Here is a 16,982-nt window from a genome sequence, read left to right as displayed (position 1 = left end):
CTTTATAAAGACTGGGTTGCTTGCACTTCAGGTAACTCAGAGCATACTAAAGCGTGTTGTTTACCTACAAAAAATGCCAAACCGTGTTTATCTAATAAAGCTCTAAAATTAAGTATTGATGGGCCTTTAGCAATGACCTTCATTGCTTTGAGCTTTGTAATTGCAAGCACGCCCTGTAGCTGAAAATCGTAACTTTCTTGTTGTAAAACACGTTTACTAAAGGTCGAGCTAAGTAGTAAATAATCAAAATTAATATCGGTTAGTAAATTAAGTTCGCACCTGTCTTTAGCAAAATTGTTTAAACCAATTGAATAACCAAGTTGTGATAGCGTTTTGAGGTTTTTTATTTGCGTTGCACATGCGTGGCGAATTTCTTGTTCATCAAATAATAAACAGAGTTGGCTTTGTCCTTGTTGTTTATTTAGCGTATCTGTAAATAAAACAAATTCGTGTTCCTCAAGTAGCAAACCAGAGCAAGGAATCAATGCCATAGCTACATTTGCAGTAATTGCTTGTGCATAGGCGCGTTGTAATAGTTGTAACTCTACTTGCAGATGCTGCTCTTTATCTGATGCAAACTTTTTCAAAATATCAAAGCTAGTAAAGCCAAGTATTGGGTGTTCACCAAATGCTTCAAATAAAGATTCAGACTGTTGTTGCTCATCAAGCGTAATTATTTCTGAGCTTCTAAAACTCATAGGTAATATATCAAGGTGATGTTGTGCTTTTAGGGTCTGCGCAGGTATTGATTGCGTTAATAGCGGATGAAATAACTCGTAACGATTTTTTCCTGAGTTTTTGGCGTGATACATGGCGGCATCGGCATCACGAATAATTTCATCTGTATGCGTATAGCTTTTCTTTGAGTAGGTTATCCCTATACTTGCGCCACTTTGTAAAGACTCACCTTTGAGATAAAAGGGTTTTTTCATTAAATCTATAATACGATTTGCAACATCTTCTGCTTGTTGAGGCTCAGTTAAATGGGTTAATAAAATAACAAATTCATCCCCGCCTAAGCGTGCTAGTAAATCATGCTCGCGTATACATTGGGAAAATAACTCACTTACGTTAATTAAAAATTGATCGCCGGCATGGTGGCCAAGCTGATCGTTAATATCTTTAAATTTATCTAAATCAATAAACAAAACAGCAAAGTGATGTTCAGGAAAACGTTGATAATGTTGTAGCGTTTTTTCGAGCTGAGTTAAAAATAGACTGCGATTAGGTAAGCTCGTAAGCGAATCGTGATGTGCATCATGATAAAGCTGCTGCTCTATTTTTTTTCGCTCATCTATTTGCATCTGTAAGTGCAGATTAGTTTGACGCAATTCTTTGGTTTTTTCGTTTACTCTAAATTCGAGTTCTTGATGGCTTTTTGCAATAGCTTGATTGACCAGCTTTGTTTGTAAAACAGCTGCAATTTGATGTGATACAAAGGTAATTAACTCGCAATCATCTCGGCTGAAAATATGTTTGTTATCGTAGGCTTGGCAAACAATAAGGCCGATAACACCTTGAGCTGTTTTAAGTGGAGCGCCTAACCAGCTAGTGGCCATTTGCTCTTTTGGTACAGGTGCTGAACGTTGTACCACACCGCTTTCTATTAATTCTTTTGCTCTACATGGGTGTATTAGTTGTGTTTCTTCGGTGCTTATTACCAGTTCGCTATAACCTTTAGCAAAGCGTCTTGGCTGTGTATTTTCTTTAAATTCATCTACACAATATGGAAAACTAATCCACCCTGTTTCTTTATCATAAAGTGCAATATATAAGTTTTCTGCGTAGGTAATTGTTTTTATTATTTCGTGTATTTTAAAATAAGCGTCATCAAGGTTTTTAGCTTGTGTTGCTATCTCAGATATTTTAAATAGAATTTGCTGGCGTTGAAGTGCGTGTTTACGCTGCTCTATTTCAAGGTTTAGTGCCTCGTTACTTTGAGTGAGTGCGCGGGTGCGAATTTTAACTTCTGACTCAAGGAGTTCTCGTTTTTTTACACGCTCTATTGCTGTTGCCAAATAAAGCGACATAAACTCGAGTAATTGTATTTGCTGTGAGCTATAGCCTTGTTTTGTATCGTAACTTTGAGCTGCTAATACACCGATAATATTGTGTTCTTGGTAAACAGGTACGCCTACCCAGTGTTCGGCAGGAGTGCCTAATGCTTTAAATAAACCTTCTGCTGCAGCATCTTGCATTTGCTGCTTGGTAAAACATGTGGTTTTACCCTGTTTAAATACATAACCCGTGGCGCCTTCATCAAAGCTATTTGATTGGTTAAGGGCGACGGCAATACCATCTTTTTCATCTGAAAAGTAAGAAAGTTCTAGTGATTGACTGTATTGATTTAGCAGCACCACATAAAAACTTTTACTCGGTACGTACTTTTGTAAAATGTCATGGATGGCGGGGTATAGCAGGGTTAGCTCGGCCACAGTACTTGCCTGCTCTGATAATTGGATCAGGGCATTTTGTAAGTGATGTGATTGTTTGTATTTTTCGAGAAGCGCTCTAAGGCGTTTATTTTGATACGCCAATTTACTCGATACTGATAGTTTATCTTCCAATGATCTAACCGGCTATCTTTATTGTATAGTTATTAGCCTTATACTTTCACTTTTAGTGCTTATCGTCAAGTTGATATTCCTACTAAAGCAGTAGCTAGATACACTATTTTAGGCATTAAAAAAGGCTTACAGAAGTAAACCTTTTTTGTATATTTCAATCGAGCTTATTTCGATGTCATAAAGTCGATAGCAGCACTAATCTCATCATCAGAACAATCCATACACGTGCCTTTTGGAGGCATAGCATTAAAGCCATTTAGCGCATGCTCAAGTAAAGTATCTTTACCTTTAGCAATACGTGGAGCCCAATCGTCAGCCGATTTAGGCGCGCCTAGTGCACCAGTGCCGTGACATGCAAAACATGCACCTTGATATACTTGCTCACCAGAACGTGGACCTGTAGGCGCCGCTGCAACTGCAGCTTTATCGCCTTCAAGGTATACAGCACCAACCGGCGCGAGACGTGCTTTAATTGCATCTTCAGTCATAGAGTTATCATATGGCTGTGCGTATGCAGTGGTTGCTAGCAATAATAATGCTGCAGCTGTTAATTTTTTCATTTTGCCTTGCTCACTTCGATTTGAACGTGATCAATCACGATTAAAGATGACGGAAATTAAACCGATTATAACTCTCTGAGCCAATTTATAAAATGCTAAGAGCCGTTTTTATTAATAAAACTGACTACTTTTTGCGTTAACGCAATAAAATTTAATTATTTACTGTTTTTTGTTAAGCAATTTAATAAGCGCAATCAGTCATTCAATTAACTTTTTAGATCCTAAGATCAAAATCAATTTATTGATAATACGCTACTAACTAGTTTTGCGATCCCTGCGTCGGCTTCAAGAATCGATTCTGCCAACATGTAAGCAGGGGTGGTAACTAGCTTATTTGGTTCATCGATAACTACACCGTCAACCACACAATCTATATGTTTAGCGCCTAATGTGCTTAGCGCTTGTGCTGTCTCTACATCGTTACCAATAGTAAGTGCGGCGTTATCATAAATAAATGGGATCAATGCGGGTGCAATACACATATAACCTGCAGGCTTATTTGCTTTTGCAAATGATTTACAAGCATTAAGGACGTCCTGATTGATATTTGCTTTTGCGCCTTTAATTGCAAAATCGCATAAGTTTTTTGCAGCACCGAAACCGCCAGGTACAATTAATGCGTCAAACTGAGTCACGTCTAGTTCAATCAGCGATTTAATGTCACCTCGTGCAATGCGAGCAGCTTCTGTTAATACATTGCGTTTATCAGGCATTACTTCACCTGTTAAATGGTTAATGGTATGAAGTTGCTCAATATCTGGTGCAAAACACTGATACGTTGCGCCATTTTTGGCTATATGTAATAAAGTTAAAATTGCTTCATTAATTTCACTACCATCGTACACACCAGACCCTGCTAATATTACTGCTACGTTTTTCATGCTTTTGTGCCCCTAAAGTCTTTTTTATAAGTCGATCGGATGAAGTTTAACATGCTCAAAATTTCTCGCGAAAATAAATTTTTAGTACAAAAATCATTCGCAGTGCAAGTCGTTTTGCGGTTTATGCCATTTGCGATCACTTTGCCTTTAAAAAAATTATAAAGGATCGCTATGATCTTCGATCCATTGTGCTAGAATACTCCTCCGGTTATTTAAATGGACGCGAATAATCAAAGTGAATAACAACAGAAGCAGTCGTTAGAAAACCTTTTTCCACATTGGTTTAAAATAATAAAAAAAGAACCTCGTATTATCTTTTTTAAATTAAAACATACAGTTAAAGTATTTTCTAGGCATTTTATAATGCTTTGGAAGAATAGCTCGTGGCTGTTATCTACACACTTATCCACAGCTTGCTCTAGTTTTAATAACACGATAAACAGCAATTCACAGTCGTTTTATTTACTACCTTATGGCATGCTTATAATTACCTTAATTTTTTGCATTTAGGATCCAAATTCACCATGGCTCAGATCCCCGAAAACCCACTTATTTTAGTTGATGGCTCGTCATATTTATTTCGTGCTTATCATTCTCCGCCGCATTTAACTAATTCTAAAGGTGAGGCTACGGGCGCTATTTATGGCGTGATCAACATGCTTAAAAGCTTGATCAGACAATATGATCCCTCACACATGGTGGTTATATTTGACGCTAAAGGCAAAACGTTCCGTAACGATATGTATAGCGAATATAAGGCAAATCGCCCGCCGATGCCGGATGACTTACGTACGCAAATAGCACCAATACATAGCATTATTAAAGCGATGGGTTTTCCGCTAATTAGTATCGAAGGCGTTGAAGCTGATGATGTTATTGGCACATTTGCACGCATTGCAACTGAGCAAAAACGGCATGTCCTTGTCTCCACTGGCGATAAAGATATGGCGCAACTTGTAAATGAACACGTTACATTAATAAACACGATGACCGACAGTATTTCAGACCCTGTTACCGTAGTTGAAAAGTTTGGTGTAGGCCCCGAACTTATTATCGATTACTTGGCACTAATGGGCGATAAGGTCGATAATATCCCAGGTGTTGAAGGTTGTGGTCCAAAAACGGCCGTTAAGTGGTTAGAGAAATATGGCTCGTTGCAAGGTGTAATGGATCACGCAAGTGAGATTAAGGGTAAAATAGGTGAAAAGTTAGCTGCAGCTCTCGATCATCTGCCTTTAAGCTACGAGCTTGCAACAATTAAGTGCGATGTTGAAGTTGAATCTGATCTTGATACGTTCAAATTACAAGAGCCAAATAAAGACGAATTAATTGCACTATATGGTGAGTGCGAATTTCGTCGTTGGTTAGCTGAGTTACTAGATAACCCCAAAGATGCAGAAACACATTTAGCTGTACCTACCGAAGCCACTGAATTACCAAAAGTAGAAGATGCTCATTACGAAACTATTTTAACGCAAGCGCAATTTGATACGTTAATAGAGCAATTAAATAGTGCCGAGTTATTTGCATTTGATACAGAAACTACCAGCCTTGATTATATGAAAGCGCAATTAGTGGGTATGAGTTTTGCCGTAAAAGCGGGTGAAGCTGTGTATTTACCTCTAGCGCATGACTACCCGGGTGCGCCTGAGCAATTAAGTCTGGAATTTGTAATGCAAAAGCTAGGTCCAATTTTGGCCGATGAAAACAAAGCTAAAGTAGGGCAAAACCTTAAATACGACAAAAGTGTATTAGCGAATGCAGGTTTTGCGCTAAACGGTATTAAGTTTGACACCATGCTTGAGTCATACGTATTTAATAGTGTGGGTACACGCCACGATATGGACTCGCTAGCACTTAAATATCTAGGTCATAAAAATATTAGCTTTGAAGATATTGCTGGCAAAGGTAAAAAGCAACTTACCTTCAACCAAATTGAACTTGAAAAAGCTGCGCCTTACGCTGCAGAAGATGCCGATATTACTTTGCGCCTACATGAAGTGCTTTGGCCAAAAATAGCGGCTGATGAAAAGCTAAAATCTGTATTCGAAGATATAGAAATGCCACTTGTTAGTGTGATTTCTGATATTGAACGAACCGGCGTTGCAATAGATAGCAATATGCTTGCAGCACACAGTATGCGTTTAGGCGAGCGTTTAATTGAGCTTGAAAAAGAAGCATTTGAAATAGCAGGCGAACCATTTAATTTAAGCTCTCCTAAGCAACTACAAGTACTGTTGTTTGAAAAGCTTGGGCTGCCTATTATCAAAAAAACACCTAAAGGTGCACCTTCTACCGCAGAAGAAGTATTGCAAGAGCTTGCTCATGATTATCCACTACCTAAAGTAATTATAGAGCATCGTGGTTTATCAAAGCTTAAATCAACTTATACCGATAAATTACCATTAATGGTGAATGAGAAAACCCAGCGTGTACATACGTCTTATCATCAGGCAATTACAGCAACGGGGCGCTTGAGTTCAACCGATCCTAATTTACAAAATATTCCTATTCGTTCAGAAGAAGGGCGTCGAATTCGTGAAGCGTTTATAGCTGCAGATGGTTATAAAATTGTCGCTGCCGATTACAGCCAAATTGAGCTGCGTATTATGGCGCACCTTTCACAAGACAAAGGTCTATTAAATGCATTTGCTAACGGCTTAGATGTACACAGTGCAACTGCCGCTGAAGTATTTGGTGTCGAGCTTGATGATGTAACTACCGATATGCGCCGCAAGGCGAAAGCAGTAAACTTTGGCTTAATTTACGGTATGTCTGCATTTGGTTTAGCACGTCAACTAGATGTGCCGCGCCACGAAGCGCAGCATTACATAGATAAGTACTTTGAGCGTTTTCCAGGTGTATTAGAGTACATGGAAACAACACGTGAAAAAGCGGCTGAAAATGGCTATGTTGAAACAATATTTGGTCGCCGCCTACATTTGCCAGAAATAAACGCACGTAATGGGGCGCGCAGAAAAGGAGCCGAACGTGCTGCTATTAATGCGCCAATGCAAGGTACTGCTGCTGATATTATTAAAAAGGCAATGCTGAGCGTTAACCGCTGGGTACACGAACAAGCGCCAAATACGATTAAGTTACTTATGCAAGTACACGATGAATTGGTATTTGAAATTAAAACAGACTGCGCACCTGAATATACAAAACATATTTGTGAGCTGATGTCGCAAGCTGCAGCGCTTGATGTGCCGCTTATTGTTGAAGCCGACGAAGGTGACAACTGGGAACAAGCCCATTAATGCAATTTGAGCATTTTAATTAAAGCGCTTTTGGCGCTTTTTTTATGCTTAATAAAAATGGCGAATAACAGCTATTTAATTAGCTATATGCAAGCTTTAGTTAAAATAAGGTTAATTTAAGCAACTATTTGTATTAAATAGTTATATGTTCGTCAATTCGAGCTATTTTACAGGAATATGATTGTATTTTAATGCGTGCTTTTGTTAAAGTCCCGCCTGTCCTATCCTGTAGGACATCCTGTTGATGATGCATCTGAAAGGGTGCAACAAATTGATAGCTTCTCCCCAGTTTGCTATACCGGCCTACCAACTTGTTTGGTGGGCCGTTTTTTGTTTTATGCCTAAAAATCCTATCTAATTAATTCTTTTTTGCGCTATACCAATTGTATTGTTCATTCGTCACTTCGAGGTGGTTTGGGTACATCGCAGGTGATACCATCGAAGTGCTATCATTTTTATTCTTTTCATTTTATTACTAAGGAGTGCGTTATGTTTAAAGCATTAGCTATTGCAGGTTTTTCTTTATCAAGTTTAGTTATTTCTAATGTTGCTCAGGCCAATTGGCAGCTAGTGAATGATAAAAGCCAACTAAGCTTTGTTTCAATTAAAAAAGATTCGATTGCTGAAGCTCACCATTTTACTAACCTTGAAGGTATGCTTTCTGATAAAGGTGAGTTTAGCGTTAATGTTGATTTAACATCAGCCGAAACTCTAATCCCTATTCGTAATGAGCGTTTAGCTACATTTTTATTCGAAGCGGCTAAATTCCCTAATGCTGTTTTAACTGCAAATTTAGCTAAAGAGCTAAGTAATATCAAAAAGCCTGGTCAATATGTATTGAAGGGTATTAAAGCTGAGCTTGATTTTCATGGTAATAAAAAACCATTGGCAATTGATGTACTCGTTAACAGCACGCAAAGTGGTGATTTAACGGTATCATCATTAACACCTATTATTATTAATAGTGATGATTTTGGTGTAACCGAAGGCGTTAAAAAGCTGCAAGAGCTAGCGGGTTTACCTTCAATTGCAACAGCAGTACCTGTTACATTTGCAATAACACTTAAAAAACAGTGATTTCTTTAAGTGAGCTTAGCAAGCGATTAAGCGAGCCAAGCAAACCTTTTGATAGTTGGCAGCCTAACCATTGTGGGGAGCTGCCAATTGTTATTAATAATGAAGGGAAATGGTTTTACGATGGCAGCGAAATAACACGCCCAGCCATGGTGAAGCTGTTTGCTTCTGTATTGTGTAAAGAAGACGAGCAATTTTATTTAAAAACCCCTGTCGAAAAAATAACAATAACGGTTGAAGATGCGCCGTTTATTATTGTTGATTGGCGTTTTGAAAATACAGCGCAAGGGCAAGTGTTGTGTTGTATTGATAATTTAGCTAGGCAGTGGCTAGTGAGCGCTCAGCAGCCTTTGTATATAAAAGACTACAATGGTTCAAAGGTGCCTTATTTAAAGCTACCGTATGGTTGTAGTGCGCGAGTTTCACGCAGTGTATTTTATCAGTGGGCTGAAAAAGCCGAGTCTGATAAGCTCGGCTATTTTATTAAATCTGCAGGAAAGCAGTTTTATTTATCGTAACGCCAGCGTTTAAGCCTCTGGGTTGGTTTCGTCTGTGATTGTTTCATCGGTAGGTGGTACAGCAATAATAGGACCTAAAAACCATTCATCTAGCTTTTTAGCTACTTCTGGTAAACCGGTGCCCTTTAATGATGAAAACGCATGAACTGTAATATCCCCATCAAGCGTGCTTAATTCACGGCGAACTTGCAGTACTTGTGATTTACGAGGGCCTTGCTTTAGTTTGTCGGCTTTAGTTAATAGTGCCAATACTGGTATTTCACTTCCAATTGCCCAGTTAATTAAATCACGGTCTAAATCTTTTAATGGATGACGAATATCCATTAAAATAACAATACCTTTTAAGCTTTGACGCTTTTGCAGATATTCACCTAACGACTTTTGCCATTTCTTTTTCATTTCGATTGGTACTTTAGCAAAGCCATAGCCCGGTAAATCGATAAGGCGCATATCGTCAACATCCGCTAAATCGAATGTGTTGATTAGCTGAGTACGCCCAGGTGTTTTACTTGTACGTGCTAGCTTCTGATCTGTTAATGCATTTAATGCACTCGACTTGCCTGCATTGGAGCGACCGGCAAACGCAACTTCAATTCCCGTATCAGCAGGTAATTTAGTAATGTCGGGAGCGCTTGTTACGAAAGACGCAGTATTATATTTGATACGAGATTTGAGCACAGGCTCTCCTAAAACTTAAATAAATAACATTGAGTAAACCAAATTCACTCAGGGCGCGTATTTTATACTATAAAGGATGTATTAAAAAGCGTATTTAACCACCTAAAAACAGCACCTATGGTACATTTAAAACATGTTAAAGCTTAATCTAAGTCAAAACCCTGTAAATTATAAGCTTAATATGTGTAGAAAACGTGCCAGAGAATTTATTATCGTGTAGAATATATGTATTACAACATCACGATTGTAGATGATACAGGGTCGGAAACAGAGAATTCACCATGAAAAAAATAGCACTATCTTTAACAATATTGCTTGGTGCGTTGTCAGCAAGCAACGCAACAGCATTTGATGGCGATGTAAACGCAGGTAAAGAAAAATCAGCAACGTGTGCGGCTTGTCACGGCCCAGACGGTAATGCGCCGGTTAATATTTACCCTAAAATTGCAGGTCAACATCCAGATTATATCCTTAAGCAACTTCAGGATTTAAAATTAGGTATGACGTCAGGCGGCAAAGAAGGGCGTATGGATCCAGTAATGAGCGCTATGGCTATGCCACTTAGCGAGCAAGACATGAAGGATCTAGCTGCTTATTTTTCTTCAATGAACATGACTGAAGGTGCTACACCTAAAGATGTTGTTGAAGTTGGCGAAATGCTCTTTAAAGCAGGCGATGCGGAGCGTGGAATTCCATCATGTGCAGCATGTCATGGTCCACGTGGTAATGGCTCGTCACTTGCTAAGTTTCCAAAAATTTCTTTTCAGCATCCTGGATATATCAAGTCTCAACTTGAAAAATTCCGTGATGGAACTCGTCACAATGACTTAAATGGCATGATGGGCGATATAGCGAAGAAATTAACAGATAAAGATATTGAAGTACTTTCTCAGTACTTAGGTGGTTTACACTAAAGTCGTATTTATTTAGCAATTAATAATAAATATACTACAATGTTTTACAAAAAGCAGCCTTGGCTGCTTTTTTTGTGCGTAAAATTAACGATATCACCCGTTTAAATGTAAGACATTGACCATGCTAGAGTGTGAGAAAAGTCTTCTTTTTATTTTTTATGCATCATTAACCTATTGTATTTTATTGTTTATTTGATTTTGAAATGTAATAAGTATAATAAAAGTTATATAAACCAGTTGTAACAAAATCATTAACGAGTAAATTAACCACTGTCGCAAAAGAACAATAACAAAATGGAAACAGCTATAAGGAAAGTGGCGCGGCATGACTACATAGCACAAGATTGGTGCTACTAAAGGAAATAATAAAAAAGTGTCAGGATGACCGAAAATAATAAAAAACTCATGGAAGTTTAATAATAAAAACAAAATGGAATGTAACAAGGAACGTAAAATAATAACAATACGGACTGATAATAATAAAAATAATAAAGACTAAAAAAAGTCGAAGGGAGAAGTGTCCAGATAATGGCGCTCAGATTAGCAGGCGGTAGAGATGTTTTCTCTACCGCCTTTTTATTTGTCCTGTTACAATTCCCACCGTTTAAAATTAGCGATTAATTAGCTAAGGCGCTTTTAAATGAGAAACCCAACCTCTATAGCGCAAACTGAATTCTTCTGGCTAGGCCAGCACTGCGATGCCCATTAATTTGCGCTTCGCTCAAAACCTCTTAAGTGAGATGATCAAGATATGAGTAGAACTAAAAAGTCACGCAAAAGCCCAGCAAACGGACCTGTTCGTTTAAGCCAAGATAAGCTTAAAGAAATGCGCGCATTAAAAGAGCAGCGAGTTAAAAAAACCAAAGGCGCAAAGCCCGGTTCTCGTAATGCGCCAGATTTACTAGATAGCGAAAGCCAAAATAGTAATCAGGCGCCTAAAGATAAGCGTGTAGGCAGTAAAAAGCCTGTGCCGTTAATCGCAACCGCGCCAGAGCCTAAAGTTGAAATGAAACGCAACTTAAAGCCAACTATTGAGCTGAAAAAAGTAATCGAGCCTGAATTTACACCTGAACAAGAGCTAGAAGCACTTGAGAATGATGAACGTTTACTTAAATTAGTAGAGCGTCATGAAAAAGGTGAAATGCTAACAGGTAAAGATGCTAAGTACTTTAATAGTCGCATTGCCCGTCATCAGGCGTTATGTGAAATTCTTGGTATTGAAGATGAGGACGAAGACGAGTTTGAAGATGACCTTGAAAGCCAAGGCAATTCTGATTTCGATCAATACTTATCTGATGATTTAGCCAACGAATGGTTAGATGAAGACGACAAATAGTAAGGAAAAATAATGAGTACCTCGGTAATTTTAGCCTTACTTTTAGGCGCTGCTATTATAGCTGGTTTGGCATTTTATGCGGGTCAGTTGCTGTATAAGTTAAATGCGCAAAAAAAGTTAATTGCTAAAACGCAGGCTGAACAAAAGCAAAAGCTTGAAAAGTCGCGTTTAAAGCGAAACGCAAAACTAGCCGATAGTATTCATTTAATCGCACGTGCAATGAATGAAGAGCAGTGTGAGTTTTCTGAAGGCTGTTTACGCATCTGGGTACTTATGTCTCAGTATGCCTTTGAAAGCGAGCGTGATTTAACGACGCAGTATCCTGGTATTTATAAAATGTATCAGGTAGTTAAAGAAATGCCGACGCACGATGCACGCAAAAAATACTCTAAAAAAGAGATTTTTAAGCTAGATAAGGCTCGCTGGCAAGCTGAAAAAACACTTAAAGATGAAGTTAAAGCGGATTGCGCTAAAATTATCATCGAGTTTAAAGCCGCTCCAGGTAGCGATAAAGTCGTTTTTAATTAAAGCTACAACTTAAATACAAAAAGCAGACCTAGGTCTGCTTTTTTTGTGCCGATGTATTTATTACCCAGAGTTCAGGCTAAATCACCCTTGAAAAGCGCGTTGCGTTAATTTGTTTTTGTAAGTGAGCATCGAAGCACATACAAATAATACGAATGAATAAGTTCCCGCGTGGTGTTACGCTAATTTTATTATCAATTATAGTGACTAGTTCATCTTTTATAAGTGGCGCCAGCGCTACTAATGCATCCTCAAAGTAGTCATTAAATATAAGCGCGTGTTTTTCACTAAAGCCTTGTATATCTAATTCAAATTGGCAAATGAGCTGTTTAATTGCATCAGCACGAGTTACATCATCATGTGTTAAGTGCATTCCTTTATTAAGAGCACTGCCGCTTTGTGTTTCTACGCTGTGGTAATAATGTTTTAATTCTTTTTGATTTTGTAAAATGGCGGTGCCAATTTGTGAAATTGATGACACGCCTAAACCTAATAAATCACAATTTCCATGGGTTGTATAACCTTGAAAGTTACGATGTAACTTGCCTTCATTTTGCGCAACAGCTAGTTCATTATCAGTTTTTGCAAAATGGTCCATACCAATAAATTGATAGCCTGCTTGCGTCATCTGCTCCAGCGTATTTTTAAACATGGTGAGCTTATTATGAGTACTGGGTAAATCTGCATCTTTAATCTTACGCTGTGCAGCAAAGCGCTCTGGTAAATGCGCGTAGTTAAACACTGATACTCTGTCAGGGCTTAGCTCAATGAGTTGCTCTATAGTTTGTTTAAAGCTTTGTGGTGTTTGCAGAGGAAGCCCGTAAATCATATCTGCATTAATAGATTGAAATCCCAGCTCGCGAGCTTGTGTAATTAATTGCTTAACGGTATCTGCATTTTGCGGGCGATTAACAGCAAGTTGCACGTCATCGTTAAAGTCTTGAATCCCAAACGAGACGCGGTTAAAGCCAAGCATCCTTAAATCAACAAGCATATTATCGGCAAGTGAGCGTGGGTCTATTTCAATGCCGCGCTCTGTCGTGCGTGTAAAATTAAAGTGTTGTTCTAAAAGCTTAATTAAACGGGTCATTTGTTTTGCGGTTAAAAAGGTGGGAGTACCGCCACCTAAATGTAATTGCTCAACCGTGTAGCTTTTAAATAAAGGCGCTTGGGCAGTAATTTCTTTTGCTAAAAAGTCGAGATACGTATCTGCCTTAGATTGATGACGGGTAATTATTTTATTACAGCCACAGTAGTAGCAAAGCTGACTACAAAACGGGATGTGAATATATAAAGAAAGAGAGCGACTTGTTGACGATTCTATAGCGCTTAGTAGGTCTTGTTGCTGATATCCGTCACGCAGTGATAAAGCCGTGGGATAAGAGGTATAACGCGGACCAGACACATTATATTTGTTTATTAGGGTTTCATCCCATTGTGGAAGTTTAATCATCACGCGCACCTAAGTATTTATTTAGGAGGGATTATAAAAAAGTACTCAGGAAGGCGGTTTGATCTATAACAAAAAAGGTGCCGAAGCACCTTTTTTAATAAAATATAACTTAAGACAACCTAATTAATACGTAATAGTATGAGCATCTTTAAGGTATTGAAATAATTCTTTATAACCTTTACCTGGCTTTTCAGCTTTCGCTTCTTTTGCCGCATTTCGAACTAATTGGCGCATTTGTTGACGATCAAGAGACGGAAACTGCTCAATAGTCTCATTGATAAGGTCATCACCTTGCTCAATTAAATCTGAACGTAATTGCTCAATTTTTTTTACCAATACTTCAGCTTGGTTATTTTTATTAAGCATCACATCGATAATCGCTTTAATATCATCAATGTTTTCTACAGTACGCAGTGTTTTAGCGATGTAATTTAAGTGGCGGCGGTACGCGTCGCTTTTGTTACTTATTTTATCAGCAACAACCATCGCTTCTTTTAAATCGTCATTTAATGGCAGGCGTTCGCGCTGTTTTTTACCCATTTTGGCAATTTCAGTACCTAACTGATGAAACTCTTGCGCTTCGCGTTTAAGCTCCGTTCTTGATACATATTCAATTTCTTCTTCAATTTCAGCAGGCTTGCCTTTTTTCTTTGCCATGGGGTGCTCTTAAATAAAAATAACTTTTGCCATTATACATGAATATGATACTTAGGAATATTAGCTGATGTGATGCATTGAGTGTGTTAGCATTTAAATATAAGAAATGCGTGCATTATGCCTCTAAGGCTCAGGACTTAATTTATGAAAAGCCAACAAAACGATCCAATTTATTCTCAAATATCGCAAGTTAAAGATGCGGTAGCAGAAGTACTCGAACATGCTAAAAAATTAGGCGCTACAGCTGCAGAAGCTGCGATGTCTAGCACGTCTGGTTTATCAGTTAGTACACGAATGGGTGAAGTAGAAACCATTGAGTTCAACCAAGACGGCGGCTTAGGCATTAGTGTATATGTTGGTAATAATAAAGGCTCGGCGTCAACGGCTGATTTAAATCCAAAAACATTGCGCACGGTAGTCGAAAAAGCGATTGATATAGCCAAATTTACATCTGATGACCCATTTAACGGCGTTGCTGATAAAGAGTTACTTGAATTTAATCCTAAAGATTTAGATTTATATCATCCTTGGGATGTAAGTCCTGAGGAAGGCATTGAGCTTTGTCATGCTGCTGAGCAAGCTGCATTAAATGCAGATGAGCGCATTGTTAACTCTGATGGTGCGAGTTTTTCATCGCATCAGGGATTACGTGTTTATGGTAACAGCCACGGTTTAATTGCAGGCTTTCCACGTACTCGTCATAGTATTAGTACTATGGTAATAGGTAAAGATGGCGAACACATGCAGCGGGACTCTGCTTATACAGTTGCTCGCGATCAGGCTGGTTTAAATGATGCGGCGGNGTGGGTCTTGAAGCGGCAGCTGAAACCTTAGCTAAATTAAACAGCCAAAAGTTAGGCACAATGAAAGTGCCTGTTATTTTTAGAGCCGATATTGCAAATTCATTGTTTGGTCACTTGGTGTCGGCAATTGGTGGTGGTGCGCTTTATCGTAAATCAAGTTTTTTACTTGATAGCTTAGGCACTCAGGTATTTAGTAATTGTGTGAATATTGCTGAGCGCCCACATATTTTAAAAGGGTTGGCATCGTCACCGTTTGATAGCGAAGGTGTTAAAACATTCGATAGAGAAATTATTCAAGGTGGCGAGTTACAAACCTATTTATTAGCAAGTTATGCCGCGCGCAAAATGAATATGACCCCAACAGGGCATGCAGGCGGTATACATAACTGGCTCGTTGAGCAAACTCATAACGATTTAACTGCACTATTAAAAACCATGGGTACTGGCTTATTAGTTACAGAGCTAATGGGGCAGGGCGTAAATACCGTAACGGGTGACTACTCTCGTGGTGCTGCAGGTTTTTGGGTTGAAAATGGTGAAATTCAATATCCGGTAAGTGAAATTACTATTGCTGGTAATTTAAAAGACATGTTTAAAGGTATTTCCGCCATTGGTGGTGATATAGAACGCCGTGGTGGTATTCAAACAGGCTCAGTATTAATCGAGCAAATGCAAATAGCCGGCGCGTAGTATTAATACGCAGTGTATACTTAGACCCAGAGTATTATCTCTGGGTCTAAGTGAGTTTTTACGAGGTGTAAAATGGCTAAAGATAGATATGCACCAAAACCGCTAACCGATATTATGGCGGGGTTAAATAATCGTTTATCGGCTTATGCAGGCAAAAGCCAAGCACTTGATACACAGCAAACACTATTAAAAGATTTTTTAGGCCCTAAATTGGGTGATAAATGCCGAGTTAGTAATTACCGAGACGGCACGCTAATGATAGAGGCGGTATCTGCGCCTATTGCACTTAGGCTTAATTATTTAAAAATGGATATGCTTTCACACTTTAGAGCTGCTGGAATGGCAGAGCTCGGGCAAATAAAAATAACTGCAAATCCTCAAGCAACTCAGCGATTAAGTACCGCGAATAAATCGGGCAGCCCTACAGTTACCAACTCACGGAAAATGAGTGAGCAAACCGCTAATTACTTAAATGCGATAGCGGCTTCTGCCCCCCCTTCATTAAAAGAAAAACTAGAGCGTTTAGCGCTCCACGGAAAGAATAAAAGTTAGCCTTAGCCACCTACTATATTGTTATTGGTAGGGCTATTTTTGCAGCTCACCGCATTCAAAATACTTTGTTACATATTCCATTTTATTGTTGGTCTAATGAGGTTTATGATACTGCGTGGTGTGCTTTATTATTTAAAGCTCCCTTGATACCCATTCCATTAAGTAAAAGCGTACAGGCAGTGCTATTTTTACTCCTGCTATATTCAAGAATTTAATGGAGTTGGTATGTGATACCAACCTGCATAAATCTTTGATCAATTTAACGAATTAAATTGCACTATAACGTCGTTAAAAATTTTTTATTTAGAACAACTAGATACAAAAACTTTTGCCTAGTTCTAGCGTAATTTTCTTAACGTTAAATAGACCCCATACATAAGCAGATTGGTATGATTTAATTCTAACTAACAAACGGAATCATTATGAACAAAGTAACAATGGCCGCAGCGAGCATAGCACTTGCACTTGGTCTAGTAGGTTGTGGTGAAAAACAACAAGAAGCTAAAGTAACCGA

At 38.5% G+C, this 16,982-nt stretch carries 13 protein-coding genes and 1 pseudogene; 8 read left to right on the top strand and 6 right to left on the bottom strand.

What is annotated here, in order from left to right; genetic code table 11:
- Positions 1-2: 2 nt before the first annotated feature.
- The 3 genes from L652_RS0115555 to elbB form a co-directional block, all read right to left on the bottom strand.
- Positions 3-2,567 (bottom strand): diguanylate cyclase, encoded by a 2,565-nt coding sequence (locus L652_RS0115555; RefSeq protein WP_024596950.1) that lies wholly within the window; start codon positions 2,565-2,567, stop codon positions 3-5.
- A 164-nt stretch (positions 2,568-2,731) separates the two neighbouring features.
- A complete protein-coding gene (locus L652_RS0115550) occupies positions 2,732-3,127 on the bottom strand; it encodes a cytochrome c5 family protein (RefSeq protein ID WP_002959908.1) in 396 nt (131 codons plus the stop codon).
- A gap of 233 nt (positions 3,128-3,360) precedes the next feature.
- A complete protein-coding gene (gene elbB, locus L652_RS0115545; protein ID WP_024596951.1) occupies positions 3,361-4,008 on the bottom strand; it encodes an isoprenoid biosynthesis glyoxalase ElbB in 648 nt (215 codons plus the stop codon).
- A 524-nt stretch (positions 4,009-4,532) separates the two neighbouring features.
- Here elbB and polA point away from each other — a divergent pair.
- The 3 genes from polA to L652_RS0115525 all read left to right on the top strand — a co-directional run bounded on the left by polA (position 4,533) and on the right by L652_RS0115525 (position 8,860).
- Positions 4,533-7,268 (top strand): DNA polymerase I, encoded by a 2,736-nt coding sequence (polA, locus tag L652_RS0115540; RefSeq protein ID WP_002959914.1) that lies wholly within the window; start codon positions 4,533-4,535, stop codon positions 7,266-7,268.
- A gap of 489 nt (positions 7,269-7,757) precedes the next feature.
- Positions 7,758-8,345 carry a YceI family protein gene (locus L652_RS0115530; protein ID WP_024596952.1) on the top strand — a complete coding sequence of 196 codons (588 nt, stop codon included), beginning with the start codon at positions 7,758-7,760 and terminating at the stop codon, positions 8,343-8,345.
- Positions 8,342-8,860 carry a DUF1285 domain-containing protein gene (locus L652_RS0115525; RefSeq protein ID WP_024596953.1) on the top strand — a complete coding sequence of 173 codons (519 nt, stop codon included), beginning with the start codon at positions 8,342-8,344 and terminating at the stop codon, positions 8,858-8,860. Before L652_RS0115530 ends, L652_RS0115525 begins: the two co-directional genes overlap by 4 nt.
- 9 nt (positions 8,861-8,869) lie before the next feature.
- Here the strand turns inward: L652_RS0115525 and yihA are convergent, their stop codons facing one another.
- Positions 8,870-9,538 carry a ribosome biogenesis GTP-binding protein YihA/YsxC gene (yihA, locus tag L652_RS0115520; RefSeq protein ID WP_024596954.1) on the bottom strand — a complete coding sequence of 223 codons (669 nt, stop codon included), beginning with the start codon at positions 9,536-9,538 and terminating at the stop codon, positions 8,870-8,872.
- 281 nt (positions 9,539-9,819) lie between these two features.
- On the opposite strand from yihA, the gene L652_RS0115515 reads away from it, so the two are divergent.
- The 3 genes from L652_RS0115515 (at position 9,820) to L652_RS0115505 (ending at position 12,316) form a co-directional block, all read left to right on the top strand.
- Positions 9,820-10,452, top strand: coding sequence for a c-type cytochrome (locus tag L652_RS0115515; protein ID WP_024596955.1), 633 nt, complete (start codon positions 9,820-9,822; stop codon positions 10,450-10,452).
- 751 nt (positions 10,453-11,203) lie between these two features.
- Positions 11,204-11,788, top strand: coding sequence for a Der GTPase-activating protein YihI (yihI, locus tag L652_RS0115510; protein WP_024596956.1), 585 nt, complete (start codon positions 11,204-11,206; stop codon positions 11,786-11,788).
- Between the two features lie 12 nt (positions 11,789-11,800).
- A complete protein-coding gene (locus tag L652_RS0115505; RefSeq protein WP_002959926.1) occupies positions 11,801-12,316 on the top strand; it encodes a DUF2489 domain-containing protein in 516 nt (171 codons plus the stop codon).
- A 76-nt stretch (positions 12,317-12,392) separates the two neighbouring features.
- Here L652_RS0115505 and hemN read toward each other — a convergent pair whose 3' ends face one another.
- On the bottom strand, positions 12,393-13,766 hold the full coding sequence (gene hemN, locus L652_RS0115500) for an oxygen-independent coproporphyrinogen III oxidase (RefSeq protein WP_024596957.1): 1,374 nt from the start codon (positions 13,764-13,766) through the stop codon (positions 12,393-12,395).
- A gap of 123 nt (positions 13,767-13,889) precedes the next feature.
- On the bottom strand, positions 13,890-14,423 hold the full coding sequence (gene yjgA, locus L652_RS0115495; protein ID WP_002959930.1) for a ribosome biogenesis factor YjgA: 534 nt from the start codon (positions 14,421-14,423) through the stop codon (positions 13,890-13,892).
- 144 nt (positions 14,424-14,567) lie between these two features.
- On the opposite strand from yjgA, the pseudogene pmbA reads away from it, so the two are divergent.
- Both pmbA and L652_RS0115485 read left to right on the top strand, forming a co-directional pair.
- Positions 14,568-15,916 (top strand): annotated as a pseudogene (pmbA, locus tag L652_RS01000000123945) (metalloprotease PmbA).
- Between the two features lie 72 nt (positions 15,917-15,988).
- Entirely contained in the window at positions 15,989-16,468 is a 480-nt protein-coding gene (locus L652_RS0115485; protein ID WP_002959934.1) for a DUF721 domain-containing protein, read from the top strand.
- Positions 16,469-16,982 lie beyond the last annotated feature (514 nt).

Origin of the sequence: Pseudoalteromonas sp. TB25, from assembly GCF_000497995.1 — a bacterium.
GTDB classification, from domain to species: Bacteria; Pseudomonadota; Gammaproteobacteria; order Enterobacterales; family Alteromonadaceae; genus Pseudoalteromonas; species Pseudoalteromonas distincta.
Note: the sequence above shows the minus strand (reverse complement) of the source record. Positions and strands in the feature narration are given on the sequence as shown.

Excerpts from the sequence above, each read along its gene's own strand:
- yjgA (WP_002959930.1), bottom strand. The coding sequence starts at position 14,423 with ATGGCAAAGAAAAAAGGCAAGCCTGCTGAAATTGAAGAAGAAATTGAA.
- L652_RS0115550 (WP_002959908.1), bottom strand. The coding sequence starts at position 3,127 with ATGAAAAAATTAACAGCTGCAGCATTATTATTGCTAGCAACCACTGCA.
- L652_RS0115515 (WP_024596955.1), top strand. The coding sequence starts at position 9,820 with ATGAAAAAAATAGCACTATCTTTAACAATATTGCTTGGTGCGTTGTCA.
- polA (WP_002959914.1), top strand. The coding sequence starts at position 4,533 with ATGGCTCAGATCCCCGAAAACCCACTTATTTTAGTTGATGGCTCGTCA.
- L652_RS0115530 (WP_024596952.1), top strand. The coding sequence starts at position 7,758 with ATGTTTAAAGCATTAGCTATTGCAGGTTTTTCTTTATCAAGTTTAGTT.
- yihI (WP_024596956.1), top strand. The coding sequence starts at position 11,204 with ATGAGTAGAACTAAAAAGTCACGCAAAAGCCCAGCAAACGGACCTGTT.
- elbB (WP_024596951.1), bottom strand. The coding sequence starts at position 4,008 with ATGAAAAACGTAGCAGTAATATTAGCAGGGTCTGGTGTGTACGATGGT.
- L652_RS0115485 (WP_002959934.1), top strand. The coding sequence starts at position 15,989 with ATGGCTAAAGATAGATATGCACCAAAACCGCTAACCGATATTATGGCG.
- hemN (WP_024596957.1), bottom strand. The coding sequence starts at position 13,766 with ATGATTAAACTTCCACAATGGGATGAAACCCTAATAAACAAATATAAT.
- L652_RS0115505 (WP_002959926.1), top strand. The coding sequence starts at position 11,801 with ATGAGTACCTCGGTAATTTTAGCCTTACTTTTAGGCGCTGCTATTATA.